Origin of the sequence: Steroidobacter flavus (assembly GCF_042651805.1) — a bacterium.
In the GTDB taxonomy this organism is placed as follows: Bacteria; Pseudomonadota; Gammaproteobacteria; order Steroidobacterales; family Steroidobacteraceae; genus Steroidobacter; species Steroidobacter flavus.
Genome location: NZ_JBHSDU010000001.1, coordinates 881,134 through 895,290, shown reverse-complemented (window position 1 = coordinate 895,290; position 14,157 = coordinate 881,134). Strand labels below are relative to the sequence as shown.

At 62.6% G+C, this 14,157-nt stretch carries 20 protein-coding genes; 19 read left to right on the top strand and 1 reads right to left on the bottom strand.

Going from position 1 to position 14,157, the window contains the following annotated elements; all coding sequences use genetic code 11:
* Positions 1-31: 31 nt before the first annotated feature.
* The 9 genes from fliS to flgN are packed head-to-tail and all read left to right on the top strand — an operon-like array spanning position 32 to position 5,695.
* Positions 32-418, top strand: a complete 387-nt coding sequence (gene fliS / locus ACFPN2_RS03565) for a flagellar export chaperone FliS (RefSeq protein WP_380595037.1) — start codon at positions 32-34, stop codon at positions 416-418.
* 4 nt (positions 419-422) lie between these two features.
* A complete protein-coding gene (locus ACFPN2_RS03560; RefSeq protein WP_380595035.1) occupies positions 423-734 on the top strand; it encodes a hypothetical protein in 312 nt (103 codons plus the stop codon).
* Entirely contained in the window at positions 731-1,846 is a 1,116-nt protein-coding gene (locus tag ACFPN2_RS03555) for a flagellar hook-length control protein FliK (protein WP_380595033.1), read from the top strand. Before ACFPN2_RS03560 ends, ACFPN2_RS03555 begins: the two co-directional genes overlap by 4 nt.
* Complete coding sequence (locus tag ACFPN2_RS03550; RefSeq protein ID WP_380595031.1) at positions 1,843-2,319, top strand: flagellar basal body-associated FliL family protein; 477 nt, start codon at positions 1,843-1,845, stop codon at positions 2,317-2,319. Before ACFPN2_RS03555 ends, ACFPN2_RS03550 begins: the two co-directional genes overlap by 4 nt.
* A gap of 15 nt (positions 2,320-2,334) precedes the next feature.
* Positions 2,335-3,045 carry a FliA/WhiG family RNA polymerase sigma factor gene (locus tag ACFPN2_RS03545; RefSeq protein WP_380595029.1) on the top strand — a complete coding sequence of 237 codons (711 nt, stop codon included), beginning with the start codon at positions 2,335-2,337 and terminating at the stop codon, positions 3,043-3,045.
* A gap of 16 nt (positions 3,046-3,061) precedes the next feature.
* Positions 3,062-3,994, top strand: coding sequence for a flagellar motor stator protein MotA (gene motA / locus ACFPN2_RS03540; RefSeq protein WP_380595027.1), 933 nt, complete (start codon positions 3,062-3,064; stop codon positions 3,992-3,994).
* Positions 3,975-4,967, top strand: a complete 993-nt coding sequence (locus ACFPN2_RS03535; protein WP_380595025.1) for a flagellar motor protein MotB — start codon at positions 3,975-3,977, stop codon at positions 4,965-4,967. Before motA ends, ACFPN2_RS03535 begins: the two co-directional genes overlap by 20 nt.
* 30 nt (positions 4,968-4,997) lie before the next feature.
* Positions 4,998-5,267 (top strand): flagellar biosynthesis anti-sigma factor FlgM, encoded by a 270-nt coding sequence (flgM, locus tag ACFPN2_RS03530; RefSeq protein WP_380595023.1) that lies wholly within the window; start codon positions 4,998-5,000, stop codon positions 5,265-5,267.
* Entirely contained in the window at positions 5,264-5,695 is a 432-nt protein-coding gene (gene flgN / locus ACFPN2_RS03525) for a flagellar export chaperone FlgN (RefSeq protein ID WP_380595021.1), read from the top strand. The genes flgM and flgN overlap by 4 nt, the downstream gene beginning before the upstream one ends.
* Before the next feature lie 3 nt (positions 5,696-5,698).
* On the opposite strand, the gene flgA is transcribed toward flgN, so the two are convergent.
* Positions 5,699-6,403 carry a flagellar basal body P-ring formation chaperone FlgA gene (flgA, locus tag ACFPN2_RS03520; RefSeq protein ID WP_380595019.1) on the bottom strand — a complete coding sequence of 235 codons (705 nt, stop codon included), beginning with the start codon at positions 6,401-6,403 and terminating at the stop codon, positions 5,699-5,701.
* 10 nt (positions 6,404-6,413) lie between these two features.
* On the opposite strand from flgA, the gene flgB reads away from it, so the two are divergent.
* The 10 genes from flgB to flgK are packed head-to-tail and all read left to right on the top strand — an operon-like array spanning position 6,414 to position 14,152.
* Positions 6,414-6,779 carry a flagellar basal body rod protein FlgB gene (flgB, locus tag ACFPN2_RS03515; protein WP_129779124.1) on the top strand — a complete coding sequence of 122 codons (366 nt, stop codon included), beginning with the start codon at positions 6,414-6,416 and terminating at the stop codon, positions 6,777-6,779.
* A 3-nt stretch (positions 6,780-6,782) separates the two neighbouring features.
* A complete protein-coding gene (flgC, locus tag ACFPN2_RS03510; RefSeq protein ID WP_380595016.1) occupies positions 6,783-7,205 on the top strand; it encodes a flagellar basal body rod protein FlgC in 423 nt (140 codons plus the stop codon).
* 2 nt (positions 7,206-7,207) lie between these two features.
* Entirely contained in the window at positions 7,208-7,861 is a 654-nt protein-coding gene (locus tag ACFPN2_RS03505) for a flagellar hook capping FlgD N-terminal domain-containing protein (protein ID WP_380595014.1), read from the top strand.
* 21 nt (positions 7,862-7,882) lie between these two features.
* Entirely contained in the window at positions 7,883-9,070 is a 1,188-nt protein-coding gene (locus tag ACFPN2_RS03500; RefSeq protein ID WP_380595012.1) for a flagellar hook protein FlgE, read from the top strand.
* A gap of 10 nt (positions 9,071-9,080) precedes the next feature.
* The gene (locus tag ACFPN2_RS03495) at positions 9,081-9,809 is read left to right on the top strand and encodes a flagellar basal body rod protein FlgF (protein ID WP_380595010.1); all 729 of its coding nucleotides are present in this window, start codon (positions 9,081-9,083) and stop codon (positions 9,807-9,809) included.
* Positions 9,810-9,830: 21 nt separating this feature from the next.
* Entirely contained in the window at positions 9,831-10,619 is a 789-nt protein-coding gene (flgG, locus tag ACFPN2_RS03490) for a flagellar basal-body rod protein FlgG (protein WP_380595008.1), read from the top strand.
* 5 nt (positions 10,620-10,624) lie between these two features.
* Positions 10,625-11,284 carry a flagellar basal body L-ring protein FlgH gene (gene flgH / locus ACFPN2_RS03485; RefSeq protein WP_380595006.1) on the top strand — a complete coding sequence of 220 codons (660 nt, stop codon included), beginning with the start codon at positions 10,625-10,627 and terminating at the stop codon, positions 11,282-11,284.
* A gap of 12 nt (positions 11,285-11,296) precedes the next feature.
* Positions 11,297-12,427, top strand: coding sequence for a flagellar basal body P-ring protein FlgI (locus tag ACFPN2_RS03480; RefSeq protein ID WP_380595004.1), 1,131 nt, complete (start codon positions 11,297-11,299; stop codon positions 12,425-12,427).
* Between the two features lie 3 nt (positions 12,428-12,430).
* The gene (locus tag ACFPN2_RS03475; protein WP_380595002.1) at positions 12,431-12,727 is read left to right on the top strand and encodes a rod-binding protein; all 297 of its coding nucleotides are present in this window, start codon (positions 12,431-12,433) and stop codon (positions 12,725-12,727) included.
* Positions 12,728-12,772: 45 nt separating this feature from the next.
* Entirely contained in the window at positions 12,773-14,152 is a 1,380-nt protein-coding gene (gene flgK, locus ACFPN2_RS03470) for a flagellar hook-associated protein FlgK (protein ID WP_380595000.1), read from the top strand.
* The last annotated feature ends 5 nt before the right edge of the window (positions 14,153-14,157 follow it).

Sequence of the window (14,157 nt, the reverse complement as noted above, 5' to 3'; positions counted from 1 at the left end):
CCCGCGCGACCCCTAAGGAGCAAACACGACCGTGAATCAAGAAGCCTACCGCAATTATCACAGCGTCAACCTGGGTGCGCAGGTCGCGCATGCCTCGCCAGTGAAGCTGGTGCTGTTGTTGACCGACGGCCTGCTCGAAGAGCTGGTGCGCGCCCGTGCGCATATCGAGCATCGTCGTTACGAGTTGAAGGCGCGCAGCCTCGACCGTTGCGTCGACATGTTGAATGGCCTGTCGAGCGCGCTGGATATCGAGAAGGGCGGTGAGGTGTCCGAAAATCTGAGCCGGCTCTATGACTATTGCGCCGAGCGCTTGTATCGCGCCGGTGTCGACCTGAATCCGGCCCTGATCGATGAGGTGTCTGGCCTGCTGACGACTTTGCGTCGCGGCTGGCAGGGTATGCAGCAGCGCCTGGGTTGATGCCATGGATCGATACGCCAAACTCATGAGCATTGCCCGTAACCTGCTGAGCGCTTCTCAGCGCGGCGACTGGACGCTGTTGGAAAGCGTCGATCGTCAGCTGGCCGAGCTGCTGACCCGCCGTTCCGAGTGGGGCCAGTGGTCGCAGCAGGAAATGATGGCGCTCGCCGCCGTACAGCGGGCGCACGAGCAGGCTCGCGAACTCTGTATCACTGAAACGCAGGCCATGCAGACGCGACTCGGTCAGATGCGCGAGCACAAAGCCGGCTTTCTGGCTTACGCGATGCACGGCGAAGTCGCCGAGGAGCGGGCATGACCGCCATCGCATTCGGTGCAGCTCTCGTCAGCATCGATGCTCCGACTGCCGGAGCACAGCCCGGGTTGCCGTTGCTGCCGGTCGCTCAGACGCCGGCGTTGTCGACTCCGACCGCACAGATCACGCCGATTCGCTTTGGCGAACAGTTGCGTCAGTCGCTCGGTGTCGAAGCGCTCGCTACGTTGAACCTCACGCCGCGCGTGACGGATCAGCCGAAGTTCGATGGCGCGCCGGTCGAGCAGAGCGAAGAGGGAGCGGAAGACACCGCGTCGACCGACGTGCTGCCCGTATTCCCGAACCTGATTACGTTTACGCAGCCGGTGGCGGTGCCGCTCGAGTACGCACAGCGCTCGACGAATTTCTCTCAGCAGGCGTCGAACCCGCAGAACCTGTTGCCGATCGCACCGGTGTCGCAGCCGGCTCAGTCGGTCGCTCCGCGCGAGCAAACATTGTTGAGTGTGCTGGCGGCGGTGCCTGAAACATCGGCGCTGGGCGCCATGACGATCAACGCTCCTGCGTTGTCGGTGGCCACGAAAGCCAATCCGGCCACGTTGCTTTCAGACAATCAGTCGACGCTGCCTGTGACTCAGCTCGCGTCGCTGACCAATGCCGGCCTGGCGCAGGCGCTGGTCGAAGGTTTCAACCAGCAGCCCGGTGTGCTGGCGCCCGTTACGACCCAGCCCGCGCAGCCCTTGAACATCCAGCGCTCGGCGCTCGAAGTCGCGTTGGGCGATCGTTTGCAGTTGCAGATCACTCAGCGCAGCGAGCATGCGGTCATTCGTCTCGATCCGCCGTCCATGGGCACCATCGAGATCGTGATTCAGCGTGAAGCCGGCAACATCCAGGTTCATCTGCGCGCCAGCAACTCTGAAGTCGCGCGTCAGTTGCAGGGCATCGGCGACTCGTTGCGTCAGGACCTGATTCATCGTCAGAACGGCGATGTGTCCGTGCACGTGTCCGACAGCTCGCGCGAACAGCAGAGCGCCGGCCAGCAGGGCCAGCGTCAGTCTCAGTCACAGCGCGACGCCGCCCCGGGCCGCGCGCTGTCGGAATCGAATGAAGAGTCAGCCAAGTCGTTCACGCTCGCGGTGGATGAGGAGCGTGGCGCATGAGTTTCGGAAAGATCGTAGCCGCGCTCCTGGGAGTGACGGTGCTTGCAGTCGGCGTCGGTGCCGGCGCGACCTGGTGGTTCATGAAAGGTGGCAGTGCCATCGCCTCGGCCGAAGCGGCGCCCGCGCCGAAGGAAGAGGAGCCGGTCGACGACCGCATCTATAAGTATGTGAGCCTGGAAAAGGTCATCGTGATGTTGCGTGGTGTGGAAGGCGAACCTGCGCCTCACTACCTCGCGCTCGACCTGGTGTTCAAGTCGCCCGAGGAAGACGAGAAAGCCACGCGTGAACAGCTGCCGCTGCTGCGCAGCCTCGCCGTCAAAGAGCTGTCGACGCTGACGATGGATCGCGCCGGCAAGATGACGGTGGAAGAGCTGACCGCCACGATGGAAAAGGCGTTCGCGGACCGCTATGCGAAGGACCGGGCTGACCGGCCGTTCACCGATGTGATGATCGGCAAGCTCATCGTCGAATAAGTTTTGAATACGAGCATGCAAGCTGGATATGCAGTAGCGGATGAGTTCGTCGCAGCGCCCCTGAGCGCCGCCGATGAGCAACGTCTGCTCGTGACATTCGCGCCGCTGGTGAAGCGCGTGGTCAAGCAGCTCGAGCTGCAGACCGGCGGCGGCATCGATCGCGAGGACTTGCAGCAGATCGGATTGATGGGATTGCTGGATGCGGTTCGTCGCTATGGCACGCCCGACGACAAGTTTCCTGCGTACGCCTCGGTGCGCGTGCGAGGAGCGATTCTCGATGAGCTGCGCCGGCAGGATTGGCGTCCGCGAACGGTGCGTCAGGAGACGCATCGAGTGCGCGATGGTGTGCGCGAGCTGGCGAGAAAGCTGGGTCGCGAGCCGACGCCTGCCGAGACTCAGCAGGCGCTGGGCCTGACGGTCGAGCAGTACCAGGAATATCAGCTGGCGCAGAGCGCCGAGCAGTTGGCCAACTTCGATGAGCTGTTACAGCAGCTCACCGAGCAGTCGGGCGATCGGCGCCATTCGCCGGAGTCGCATCTGCTGCTCCAACGCAGCATCGAACAGGCGCTGCGTCGCTTGAACGATCGTGAACAGCGCGTCGTGCAGCTGTATTACGAGTTCGATTTGAGCCTGAAAGAGATTGCCCGCGTGTTGGACCTGACCGAGGCGAGGGTGTGCCAGATCAACAAGCTGGCGCTGAAGAAGTTACGGGAGCTGCTGCAGTAGCAGCGAGGATAGATCGATGCAGTCGCTCATTGGCATAGCCACCATTCTGCTGTGTGTGTTCGGCGGCTTCATGCTGCACGGTGGTGACATGGGTGTCATCTGGCAGCCGGTCGAGCTGATCATCATCATCGGCGCCGGCGCCGGCACCATCATTCTCGGCAATCCCCGTCACGTGCTCAGCGAGATGTGGCTGCAGGTGAAGGAAGTGCTCGGTCGTCGCAAAGACGGCGAAGAGTTCCAGCGCCAGTTGCTGCTGCTGATGTATGAACTGTTGCAGACGGCGGCCGGCGGTCTGAAGGCGCTCGACGCGCACGTCGAAGCGCCGCATGAGAGCGAGCTGTTCAAGCGTTATCCGATGATCCTGCACGAGCCCAAGCTGTTGCACTTCATTGTCGACAACTTCCGATTGATGGCCATGGGCAAGATCAGCGCGCACGAGCTGGAAGGCGTGCTGGATCAGGAAATCGGCGCGATCCATGAAGAGATGGCGCAGCCGGCCCGCTCCTTGAGCAAAGTCGGCGATGCCATGCCGGGCTTCGGCATTCTGGCCGCGGTGCTCGGTATCGTGATGGCGATGAACTCGGTGGCCGCTGGCGCCGATACGGGCGAAGTCGCGATGGCGGTGGCGGCCGCGATGGTCGGTACCTTCATCGGCATCTTCATGTGTTACGGCGTGCTCGATCCGATCGCCAATCGTATGCGTCAGCTGGTGGACGACGAGCGCATGGCGCTCGACTCGGTGAAGGTCGTGCTCGTGACTCACGTCGCGGGCAAGCCGCCGCTGCTCGCGATCGACGCGGGCCGTCGTCTGGTGCAGTTGAATACCAAGCCGAGCTTCGCGCGCCTGGAAGGCTGGATCGACAAGCTGAACAACGGGGACGAAGAGGCGGAAGAGCCGGCTACGCCGCGTCGTCGTAAGGGAGACTTACGTGCTCAACAAGCAGCTTGATAAAGGTCACCAGACCATCGTCAAGCGCGTCTCCCGCGGTCATGGCGAGGAGGGGCACGGTGGCGCGGCATGGAAAGTCGCCTTCGCGGATTTCTGTCTCGCGTTGCTGGCATTGTTCCTGGTCATGTGGCTGATGGCTTCGCGGCAGCAGGAGCATTTGCAGGACTTGTTGAAGGCGGCCGGCGGCAGTCTGATCGACGAAGGTCGCGGCAAGGTGTCCATGTCGATGGGCGGCCCGCGCGGCAGTCTGATCGATCGCAATCCGTTGCCGAGCGATGGCGACACGCTCTCCAAGCGCGCCGCCAATACGGGCGAGCGCGATCCCGCCGGTCCGGGCGAGGGCATGCGCCTGTCGAAACATCATTACGAGTCGCATGCCGACATGGTCGAGCTGTCCGATGTGCTGAAGGCACTCGGCGAGGAAGTCGGCCTGTCGAGCAACATTCGCACCATCATTACGCCGTACGGTCTGCGCGTGCTGATGCACGACACGGACAAGCGGGGCATGTTCCAACGGGGCAGCTCGATGCCGAACGAGCGCTTCCTGCGCTTGTTGAAGAAGCTCGGGCCGCTGTTCAAGCAGATCGACAATCAGTTGTTGATCGTCGGTCACACGGATTCCTTGCAGTACGCCGATCAAAGCTACAACGCGTTCTCGAACTGGACGCTGTCGAGCGAGCGCGCGATGGCGGCGCGTAGTTATCTGCTGGCGGGCGGCATGCCGGCGAAGAGCGTCTTGCAGGTGGTCGGCCAGGCTGACACCGCTCCGATCAATACCGACGACACGACGGCTTCTGAGAACCGTCGTATCGAACTGCTCATTCTCACTCGCGGCCAGGCGCACAGCATCACTCAGATGTTTGGCGCGGCCACCGACACCGAGCCGCTGCTGGGCGATGACGTGAGCACAAGTTTGCCCGATAGCGCCGCTCTGGAAGAGCTGCGCGGCCAGCTGCATAACAGGGACATGTGAGTCATGCGTACCAAGTCTCGAGGATCCAACATGAAGGTCGTTCCGGGCTCTGCCGCCACACCGGTCGCAGGTATTGCCCCCGCCGCAGAAATCCGCACGCCGGTGACGACGGCGTCCAGTGCAGCGTCGAAATTGCAGTCGAGCGTGCTTCAGCCCGCGATGGCGGCGATGAGCGAGATGCCCGACATCGATCATGAAAAGGTCGCGGCGTTGAAGACGGCGCTCGAGCGCGGCGAGCTGCCGTTCAATCCGACCAAGCTCGCGGCCTTGATCGAGCGTTATCACCGGAGCGGTAGATGACAGTGCGCGAGGCGCTCGGCCGTCTGATCAAAGGCGTGCACGCCGATCTCGGCGACTACCGCACGCTGCGTGAGTTGCTGGACGTGCAGTTCGAAGCTGCGCTCAAGCATCGCTCCGCCGTGATCACGGACATCGCCGATCGCATCTCCGTGCTGACGACTCAGATGGAAAAGCGTCGCGCCGAGCGTTTGGCGCTTGCCAAGGTGCTGGTCGGCAAGCAGCCGGGCGCTGTGACGATTTCAGCGGTCTCGGCCCGATTGCCGGCGAATGCGCGTCCGGCGTTCGACGAGTGGTGGCAGACGCTCGAGACGCTGGTGCAGGAGTGCAAGCGCCTCAACCAGCGCAATTGCGACCTGCTGATGAATCAGCACGAAATCCTGCAGCGGGTGCTGCAGACGGACGGCGGTGGCACATATGCGCCAGCCTGAGCGCTATCGAGTCGTTCCGGAAGGAATTTCGAGCGGCTCGACAGCATCGGGCCCGATGACGCGCGCTCGTAGCACAGTGCCGTTGGCTGAGTTCTTGACCGAGATGACTTCGCCGCGCCGACCGTTTTGCAAAGCCTCCGCGGCCACATGCACTTCGACGCCTGCGTTGCGCGCGATGATGGTGACTTTGCCGTTGCGCTTCACCAGCACGCTCTCGTTCAACCAGCGGCGATCCACGAGCTGTCCGGCTCGCATGGCGCGTCGGCTGGTCTTGCCGGCGACCTCGTCGATGTTGGTGACGGCACCGGGTGTCGCAGTCACATCGCGACGTTCCAGCTTCAACGACGACGCATCGATCGGTGTGCCGGCTTTCAGATCCTCTGCAGATACGACGACATTGGCTGCAATGGTTGCTCGCACGACGACCTCGCGCTTCTCGCCATTACATATCGCCGCGAAGCGCATGCGTGACGGATGTCGGACGTCAATTGTTTCTATGTTCGCATCGTCGGGACACCCACCGAGATTCCCTGTAGTCAATTTGAGCTTAAGTTGTGGCTCGGCCCAGCCGATGGATTCGGCGTATCGATTTACGTGCTCTCGTGCGACTCGTTCGACTGCGCTCTCCACCGAGCTGGCCGACCACGCACCGGATGCGGGCAGCAGCAACAGCAGTAACGAGTAACACGACGTTTCGAACGGTTTCATAGACAAGACCATGGCCATCAACTTCGACAAAGCACTGGGCATTCACGCCGACGCCCTGCGGCTGCGCGCCGAGCGCACCAAAGTCCTGGCGTCGAATCTCGCGAACGAGAGCACGCCCGGTTATCAGGCTCGCGACATCGACTTCGCCGCCAGCCTGGCTCGCGCCACGGCGGCGAGCGAAGAGGGCGGCCTGGTGCTCGACACCGGTGCGGCCGAGACGATGTATCGCGTGCCCAACCACCCCTCGGCCGACGGCAACACCGTCGAGCTGGGCGTTGAGCAGGCGGCATTCTCGCAGAATGCCTCCGACTTCCAAACCTCCCTGACCTTCATCGGCATGAAGCTGCGCGGGCTGGCCAAGGCCATCGAGGGTTAAAGCATGTCATTTCGTGATATCGCCAACATCGCGGGCTCCGCGATGAATGCACAGAGTGTGCGGCTCAATACCATCGCCAGCAACCTGGCTAATGCGGATACGGCCGCAAGCTCGGAAGCCGAAGCGTATCGCGCTCGCAAGCCGGTGTTCGCCGCCGTGTTCGAGCGGAACGCGACCGACGAAGCCATGGCCGGTGCCAAGGTCCAGGTGCTGGATGTCGTGCAAAGCACGGAGCCGGTGCGCGAGTCGTACGAGCCGGACAACCCGCTCGCCAACGCCGAAGGCGTGGTGTTCTACCCCAATGTGAATTCCGTCGCCGAGATGACCGACATGATGGCTGCCTCGCGCGCGTTCGAAACCAACGTCGAAGTGCTCAGTCGGCTCAAGTCGATGCAGACGTCGCTGCTGCGACTGGGCGAGGAGTAATCATGACCGCCGCCACCAACGAAGTGAATTCCGGCAGCAACGTCGGCAGCTCGTCCAACTCGATCACCGGCAACGGCGATATGTCGCAGCTGTTCACCAAGCTGCTGATCGCGCAGATCAAGAACCAGAACCCGCTCGAGCCCACCGACCCGAGCCAGTTCGTGAGTCAGCTGACCCAGCTGTCGCAGGTCGAGTCCATGCAGCAGATGGCCGCGCAGACCAAGGCCAGCGCCTCGATGCTCGAGAGCATGCAGGTCATGGCGCTCGGTGCGCAGGTCGGCTCGAATGTGACTGCGGTGGCAGACCGCGTCGTGGTGGGCGACGAGGTGATCCCGGGTCGCTTCACGCTGGAATCCGCCAGCGCCACGACGACTGTCGTGCTGGAAGACTCCACGGGTCAGCAGCGCCGGATTCAGCTCGGCACACACAAGCCCGGCGAAGTCAATTTCCAGATCGATCCCGAAGCGCTGGGCCTCGCGCCCGGCACGTATTCAATGCGCGTGGAGACCGCGAGCAAGGAAACGCCTGCCATCGAAGTGCAGGGCACCTTGCAGAGCGTGCGTATCTCCGCGACCGACGGCGCGGTGCTCCAGGTCAGCACCCTGGGCAGCATCAGTGCCAGCGCGATCACGGCCTTCAACGGCCGTCCTCAGTAAGTTTTATTTTCAGGAGCGCCCATGAGCTTCAACATTGCACTGTCCGGCATCAACGCGATCAACACCGAGCTGGACGCGATCAGCAACAACATCGCCAACGCCGGCACGTACGGTTTCAAATCCAGCCGCGCCAACTTCGCCGCGATGTATGCGGGCTCGCAGGCGATGGGTACCGAAGCATCGTCGCTGACTCAGAGCATCGATGTCGGTGGCGGCGTGCTCACGACGGGTCGCAGCCTCGATGCCTCTTTGCAAGGCCGCGGTTTCTTCGTCACGCGCGATACGTCGGGCGCCGAAGTTTATACGCGCGTCGGCATCTTCTCGGTCGACAAAGAAGGTTATCTCTCCGACAGCTTCGGTCGTCGCGTGCAGGGCTACGCGGCTCTTGCCAACAGCACGGCGCTCGGTGCGTTCGGCGACTTGCGAGTGTCGACCGGTCAGATTCCCGCACAGGCCAGCACGACGCTGAACTACGTCGGCAACCTGTCCGCTGACTGGACCACGCCGACGGTGGTGCCGTTCGACGCGACCGATCCGCAGTCGTTCAACGGCTCGATGGTGTCGGTTGCATATGACTCGCTCGGTGTTCAGCACAGCGTGACTCAATTTTTTGTGAGGACCGGCACCAACCAGGTGACGGTTCACTACACCACCGATGGCACGGCTTTGCCGACGACGACGGTGCTCGACTTCAACACCAGCGGTCAACTCACTGCGCCGGCCGGCACGGTGGCGCTGGCACTGGGTACTCCTACCGGCGCGGCTCCGCTGACGCTCAACGTGAGCTACGCGGGCACGACGCAGTCGGCCGGTGAAGCGACGACGACTACGAACTCCACCAACGGCTATCCCGCCGGCACGTATCTCGGCCTGCAGCTCGCCGAAGACGGCGGTGTGCTGGCTCAGTACAGCAATGGTGAGAAGCAGCGCATCGGCACGCTCGCCGTCGCCACTTTCCCGGCGGAAGGCGCACTGATCCAGGTCAGCGATACGGCCTGGACGACTTCGAGCGCCTCCGGTCAGCCGTTGTACTCGACCCCGGGCGTCGGCATGGCCGGCGGTTTGACCCCGGGCACGCTGGAGCAGTCGAACGTCGACATGACCTCGCAACTGGTGCAGCTGATGAACTCGCAGCGTAACTATCAGGCCAACTCCAAAGTCATCACGGCCCAGAACGAGATGATGCAGTCGCTGATGCAGGCGATCTGAGTAAGCCTACATGGATGCGTTGATCTTTACATTGATGAGCGGTGCCGAGCGCGGGATGCGCGCTCAGCAGATTCACGCCAACAACCTCGCCAATCTCGAGACCGGCGGCTTTCGCGCCGACCTAGAACTGGCGACCAGCAAGGCGGTGAACACCGGCTACGGCTACGACGCTCGCCACATGAGTCAGCTGCAAGCGAACTCGGTGGCCTCGCGCGAAGGCGTGTTGCGTCAGACCGGCCAGGATCTCGATGTCGCGATCTCTGGCCAGGGTTACTTCACGGTGCAGTTCGGCGAAGGCGAGGCGTATACGCGCGCCGGTCATTTCGTCGTCGATCAGGATGGCCAGCTGACGCTCGACGGTCGTGCGGTGCTCGGCGACGGCGGCCCGATCGTTCTGCCGCAGTTCACTCGCGTGGAAATCGCCAGCGACGGTGTGATTTCAATTCAGTCGCCCGGCTCGACCGAGATGCAACAGGTCGATCGTCTGCGGCTGGTAAAGCCGGACGCGGCTGAAGTGACCAAGAATCCCGCCGGTTTGATCGTCGCGCGCAACGGCCAGCCATTCGCGGGCGATGAGACCGTTACTGTCCGCAGCGGTCATCTCGAAGGCAGCAACGTGTCCGCCATCGAGGAAATGATCGCCGTCATGAATCTCACTCGCGAGTTCGAGATTCAAATGAAGCTGTACCGCGCGGCGGACGGCATGGCCGAGACCGGCAATCGCCTGGTCGGCGGTTAACGAATAGCTTTTGGAGTTTCCATGAATCCGGCAATGTGGATCAGCAAGACGGGCGTGCAGGCGCAGGACGCCAAGCTGCAGGCCATCGCGAACAACCTCGCCAACGTGAATACCGTGGGCTTCAAGCGCGATCGCGCGGTGTTCGCGGATTTGTTTTATCAGGTCGAGCGTCCGCCGGGCGCGCGTAACGACGACAACACCGTGTCGCCGTCGGGCGTGCAGCTCGGTAACGGCACGCGTCTGGTCGGTACGCAGAAGGTGTTCACCACCGGCAATCTGCAGACCACCGGTCAGACCTACGACGTGGCGATCGAAGGCCAGGGGTTCTTCCAGGTCGAGCAGGCGAACGGCGAGTTCGCGTACACGCGCTCGGGCGCGCTGACGGTCAACGATCAGGGGCGCCTGGTCACCGCGACGGGCATGCCCATTGCGCCGGAAGTCACGATTCCCGCCAACGCCAGCAACATCGTCATCGGTCAGGACGGTCAGGTGTCCGCGAACGTGCCGGGCCAGACCGAGCCGGTGCAGGTCGGTCAGATCACGCTGGTGAATTTCATGAATCCCGCGGGCCTGCTGGCGCTCGGCGACAACCTGTATCAGGAAACGGTCGCGAGCGGCACGCCCACCGAAGGCACGCCCGGTCAGGACGCGCTGGGCAAGCTCAAGCAGGGCGCGCTGGAAGGCTCGAACGTGCAGGTCGTGGAAGAAATGGTCGACATGATCGCGGCTCAGCGTACCTACGAAATGAACACGAAGGTGCTGACCTCGGCCGACAACATGCTCCAGTACCTGGCGGCGGCTGTCCGGTAATGATCATGAACGTTCGCACGTTGCTCGTCGCCGTCGGTGCGGCACTGCTGCTGTCGGGCTGCTCGATGATGTCTCGGGTGCAGCCGAAGCAGGAGGAGCCGCCGGTTCCCGAGTTCACTGCTTTGCCGAAGGGCACTTCAGGCGGTGTGTTTACAACGGAACGGCCGTGGGCATTGGTGGCGGACGTGCGTGCGTTCCGTCCGGGCGACGTGTTGACTGTGGTGCTGTCGGAAACGACTCAGGCTCGCAAGAGCGCCGACACCAACATCAACAAGAGCAGCAGCGTCGACATTCCGGCCTTCACGATCGGTCACAGCACCATCGATGCGAACACCAGCATCCAGGCGGACCGTTCGTTCCAGGGCGGCGCGACCAGCACTCAGCAGAACGCTCTGCAGGGCGCGCTGACCGTCATCGTGCAGGAAGTGCTGCCGAACGGGCTGTTGCGCGTGCATGGCGAGAAGAGCCTGAATTTGAATCAGGGTGAAGAGTTCCTGCGCGTGTCCGGGTATGTGCGCGCCGAGGATATCGACGCCGAGAACCGTATTTCGTCACAACGCGTGGCAAACGCACGCATTGCCTATTCAGGTCGGGGCAGCTTGGCCGATTCCAATCGGGCGGGCTGGTTGACACGCTTCTTCAACAGTCCGTGGATGCCGTTCTAAGGACCTGGATTCATGTTGATGCAACGAATTCTCCTCACGTTGGCGCTCGCGCTCCTGATCGGCGCTCCGAGCGTCAATGCGACCGCCAAGGCGCCGCTGCCGCCGACCAAGCCATTGCGCTCGTTGGTCAGCATCGAAGGCGTTCGTGAGAACCAGTTGCTCGGATATGGCTTGGTCGTCGGCCTGCAGGGCACCGGTGACGGCACGCAGGTGAAGTTCGCCGGCCAGTCCGTGGCCAACATGCTCAAGCAGTTCGGTGTGAAGCTCCCCGAGGGGACCGATCCTCGACTGCGTAACGTCGCGACTGTCATGGTCAGCGCCGTGTTCCCGCCGGGCTATCGTCGCGGTCAGAAGATCGACATCACCGTTTCTTCGATGGGCGATGCGAAGAGCTTGCGTGGCGGCCTGTTGCTGCTCACGCCGCTGCGTGCCGCTGACTCTGAAGTCTACGCGCTCGCGCAGGGCAACCTCGTCGTCGGCGGTCTGTCGGCGCAAGGGCAGAGCGGTTCAAGCGTCACTGTGAATTCGCCAACTTCGGGCCGCGTGCCGAACGGCGGCACCATCGAACGTGAGATCGAGACCGACTTCGACACGCGTCCGACCGTGCTGTTGAGCTTGAAGCTGCCTAGCTTCCAGACGGCTACTAACATCGTTCAAGCCATCAACAAGCGATACGGCACTGTCGCCACGACGCGCAATGCCACGAGCGTCGAAGTGACCGCGCCGATGGACCCGACGCAGCGAGTTGCGTTCGTCGCCGGCCTGGAAGCGTTGCCGGTTGATGTCGGCACGCAGCTGCCTAAAGTTGTATTCAATTCGCGCACCGGCACGGTGGTGATTTCCGAAGGCGTGCGGGTGCGTTCCGCTGCGATCTCTCACGGTGGCTTGAAAGTCATCATCAGCGAGAATCCGCAGGTGAGTCAGCCGAATCCGCTGAGCCAGGGCCAGACCGTCGTGACGCCGCAGTCCGATGTGTCGGTCACGCAGGATGAAGGTCGGATGTTCCAGTGGCCCGAGGGCGTGAGCCTCCAGGCCATCATCGATACGGTCAACAGCACGGGCGCCACGCCGGACGATCTGATGGCGATTCTGCAGGCGCTGGATCAAGTGGGCGCGATCGAAGGCGAGCTGACGGTGATCTAAGTCATGAACGTCAACGCCCTCTCATCGCAAGTCACGCCGTCCGACGAGGACACTATCTATCGTGCCAAGGTGCAGCAGGCGGCGGAGAAGTTCGAAAGCTTCTTCATTTCGCAGATGCTCCGTCAGATGCGTAGCGCGACCAAAGAGATCGCCGGCGAAGACAGCATCTACGGCAAGAACACCAACAGCGACATGCTCGACTACGCGGACACGTCGGTTGCCGATGTGATGTCCAGGCAGCGTGCATTCGGTATCGCGGACGTGATCGTGCGTCAGCTGCTTCCGCAAAATAGTAAATAACAAAGTTTAAGTTTTGAGCGGCGCTGGTCGCTTTCCATTCCAGCAATGAGCATCATCTATAACGCATTGTCGGGAGCGCTGGCAGCGCAGGCGGGCTTGGCCGCCACCAGCCAGAACGTGGCCAACATCATGACGCCGGGCTATACGCGCCAGGGCGTGCTGCTGGCGTCGATTGCGCCTCGGCAGACGGGCGTACTCAGCGCCGGTAGCGGCGTGGCAGTGCCGGCACTGATTCGCTTCAGCGACGGATACAAGAGCCTCCAGATGTGGAGTTCCGCCTCCGAGCTGGGCCAGCGCACGACCGCGCAGCCGTATCTCACGCAGCTCGAGCAGGTGATGGGCGATGAGGAGTCCGGCATCAACAACGGACTCGATGCGTTCTTCGGCGCGCTGAACGCCGCGAGCGTCGATCCCACCTCGACCCCGTTGCGTCAACAGATCATTACCGCCGCCGACGCGCTCGCGCAGCGTTTCAACAGCCTCACGCAGGTGCTGTCGAATCAGCGCCAGGCGATCGTGCAGCAGCGGAACACCACGATCACCCAGATCAACGGCCTGTCCAAAGACATCGCCGAGTTGAACAAAGAGATCGCGGCTACTCAGGGCACCGGCGTGAATCCGTCGGCGCTCATGGATGCGCGCGATAACAAGATCGACGAGCTCGCCGGCCTCGTGGCCCTGCAGGTGGTCGATCAGGCCGACGGCACCCGTAGCATTTCGTTGCGCGGCGGTCAGCCGCTGGTGGTCGGTGGACGCTCCGCGACCATGAGTGCGGTCACCAATCCGGACGGCTCGCAGACATTGCAGGTCGCCTTCGCGTCGGAATCGTTCGTCCTGCCGAGAACTGGTTTGGGCGGTGAGCTCGGCGGTCTCGAAGATTACGAGACCAAGACGTTGATGCCGATGATCGAATCGATCGGCGATATGGCCGAGCAGTTGGCGGATGCCGTCAACACACAGCTGGCCGCGGGCTTCGCGCCTGACGGTACGCCGGGTGTCCCGTTGTTTGTGTACGATTCGACGACCGCGACCGGCACGCTCCGCGTGACTCCGGGTATTCAGGGCAGCCAACTTGCATTCTCATCGTCGGCCACTGCCGGCGGTAACAGCGATAACTTGCTGGCGCTGATCGGCGTGCGCTCCTCGCCGATCACGTTGCCGGGACTCGGCTCGGTGACGCTGTCCGACGCCTCGACGCAGCTGGTCGCGAAGCTGGGCATGGACAGTCAGCAGAACCAGGCCGCCATGGACACCGCGACGACCGTGCGCAATCAGGCGGAGGAGAGCTGGAAGTCGACCAGCGGTGTGAACCAGGACGAAGAGGCGATCAACCTGATGCAGTACCAGCAGATGTATCAGGCGAACATGAAAGTGATCGCGGTCGCGAACGAGCTGTTCGATAACACGCTTGCCATGTTGGGTTGAGGCTA

Excerpts from the sequence above, each read along its gene's own strand:
- ACFPN2_RS03550 (WP_380595031.1), top strand. The coding sequence starts at position 1,843 with ATGAGTTTCGGAAAGATCGTAGCCGCGCTCCTGGGAGTGACGGTGCTT.
- ACFPN2_RS03555 (WP_380595033.1), top strand. The coding sequence starts at position 731 with ATGACCGCCATCGCATTCGGTGCAGCTCTCGTCAGCATCGATGCTCCG.
- flgA (WP_380595019.1), bottom strand. The coding sequence starts at position 6,403 with ATGAAACCGTTCGAAACGTCGTGTTACTCGTTACTGCTGTTGCTGCTG.
- ACFPN2_RS03495 (WP_380595010.1), top strand. The coding sequence starts at position 9,081 with ATGGATGCGTTGATCTTTACATTGATGAGCGGTGCCGAGCGCGGGATG.
- ACFPN2_RS03475 (WP_380595002.1), top strand. The coding sequence starts at position 12,431 with ATGAACGTCAACGCCCTCTCATCGCAAGTCACGCCGTCCGACGAGGAC.
- ACFPN2_RS03505 (WP_380595014.1), top strand. The coding sequence starts at position 7,208 with ATGACCGCCGCCACCAACGAAGTGAATTCCGGCAGCAACGTCGGCAGC.
- flgH (WP_380595006.1), top strand. The coding sequence starts at position 10,625 with ATGAACGTTCGCACGTTGCTCGTCGCCGTCGGTGCGGCACTGCTGCTG.
- flgN (WP_380595021.1), top strand. The coding sequence starts at position 5,264 with ATGACAGTGCGCGAGGCGCTCGGCCGTCTGATCAAAGGCGTGCACGCC.
- flgC (WP_380595016.1), top strand. The coding sequence starts at position 6,783 with ATGTCATTTCGTGATATCGCCAACATCGCGGGCTCCGCGATGAATGCA.
- ACFPN2_RS03500 (WP_380595012.1), top strand. The coding sequence starts at position 7,883 with ATGAGCTTCAACATTGCACTGTCCGGCATCAACGCGATCAACACCGAG.
- ACFPN2_RS03480 (WP_380595004.1), top strand. The coding sequence starts at position 11,297 with ATGTTGATGCAACGAATTCTCCTCACGTTGGCGCTCGCGCTCCTGATC.
- motA (WP_380595027.1), top strand. The coding sequence starts at position 3,062 with ATGCAGTCGCTCATTGGCATAGCCACCATTCTGCTGTGTGTGTTCGGC.
- flgG (WP_380595008.1), top strand. The coding sequence starts at position 9,831 with ATGAATCCGGCAATGTGGATCAGCAAGACGGGCGTGCAGGCGCAGGAC.
- flgM (WP_380595023.1), top strand. The coding sequence starts at position 4,998 with ATGAAGGTCGTTCCGGGCTCTGCCGCCACACCGGTCGCAGGTATTGCC.
- flgK (WP_380595000.1), top strand. The coding sequence starts at position 12,773 with ATGAGCATCATCTATAACGCATTGTCGGGAGCGCTGGCAGCGCAGGCG.
- ACFPN2_RS03560 (WP_380595035.1), top strand. The coding sequence starts at position 423 with ATGGATCGATACGCCAAACTCATGAGCATTGCCCGTAACCTGCTGAGC.
- flgB (WP_129779124.1), top strand. The coding sequence starts at position 6,414 with ATGGCCATCAACTTCGACAAAGCACTGGGCATTCACGCCGACGCCCTG.
- ACFPN2_RS03545 (WP_380595029.1), top strand. The coding sequence starts at position 2,335 with ATGCAAGCTGGATATGCAGTAGCGGATGAGTTCGTCGCAGCGCCCCTG.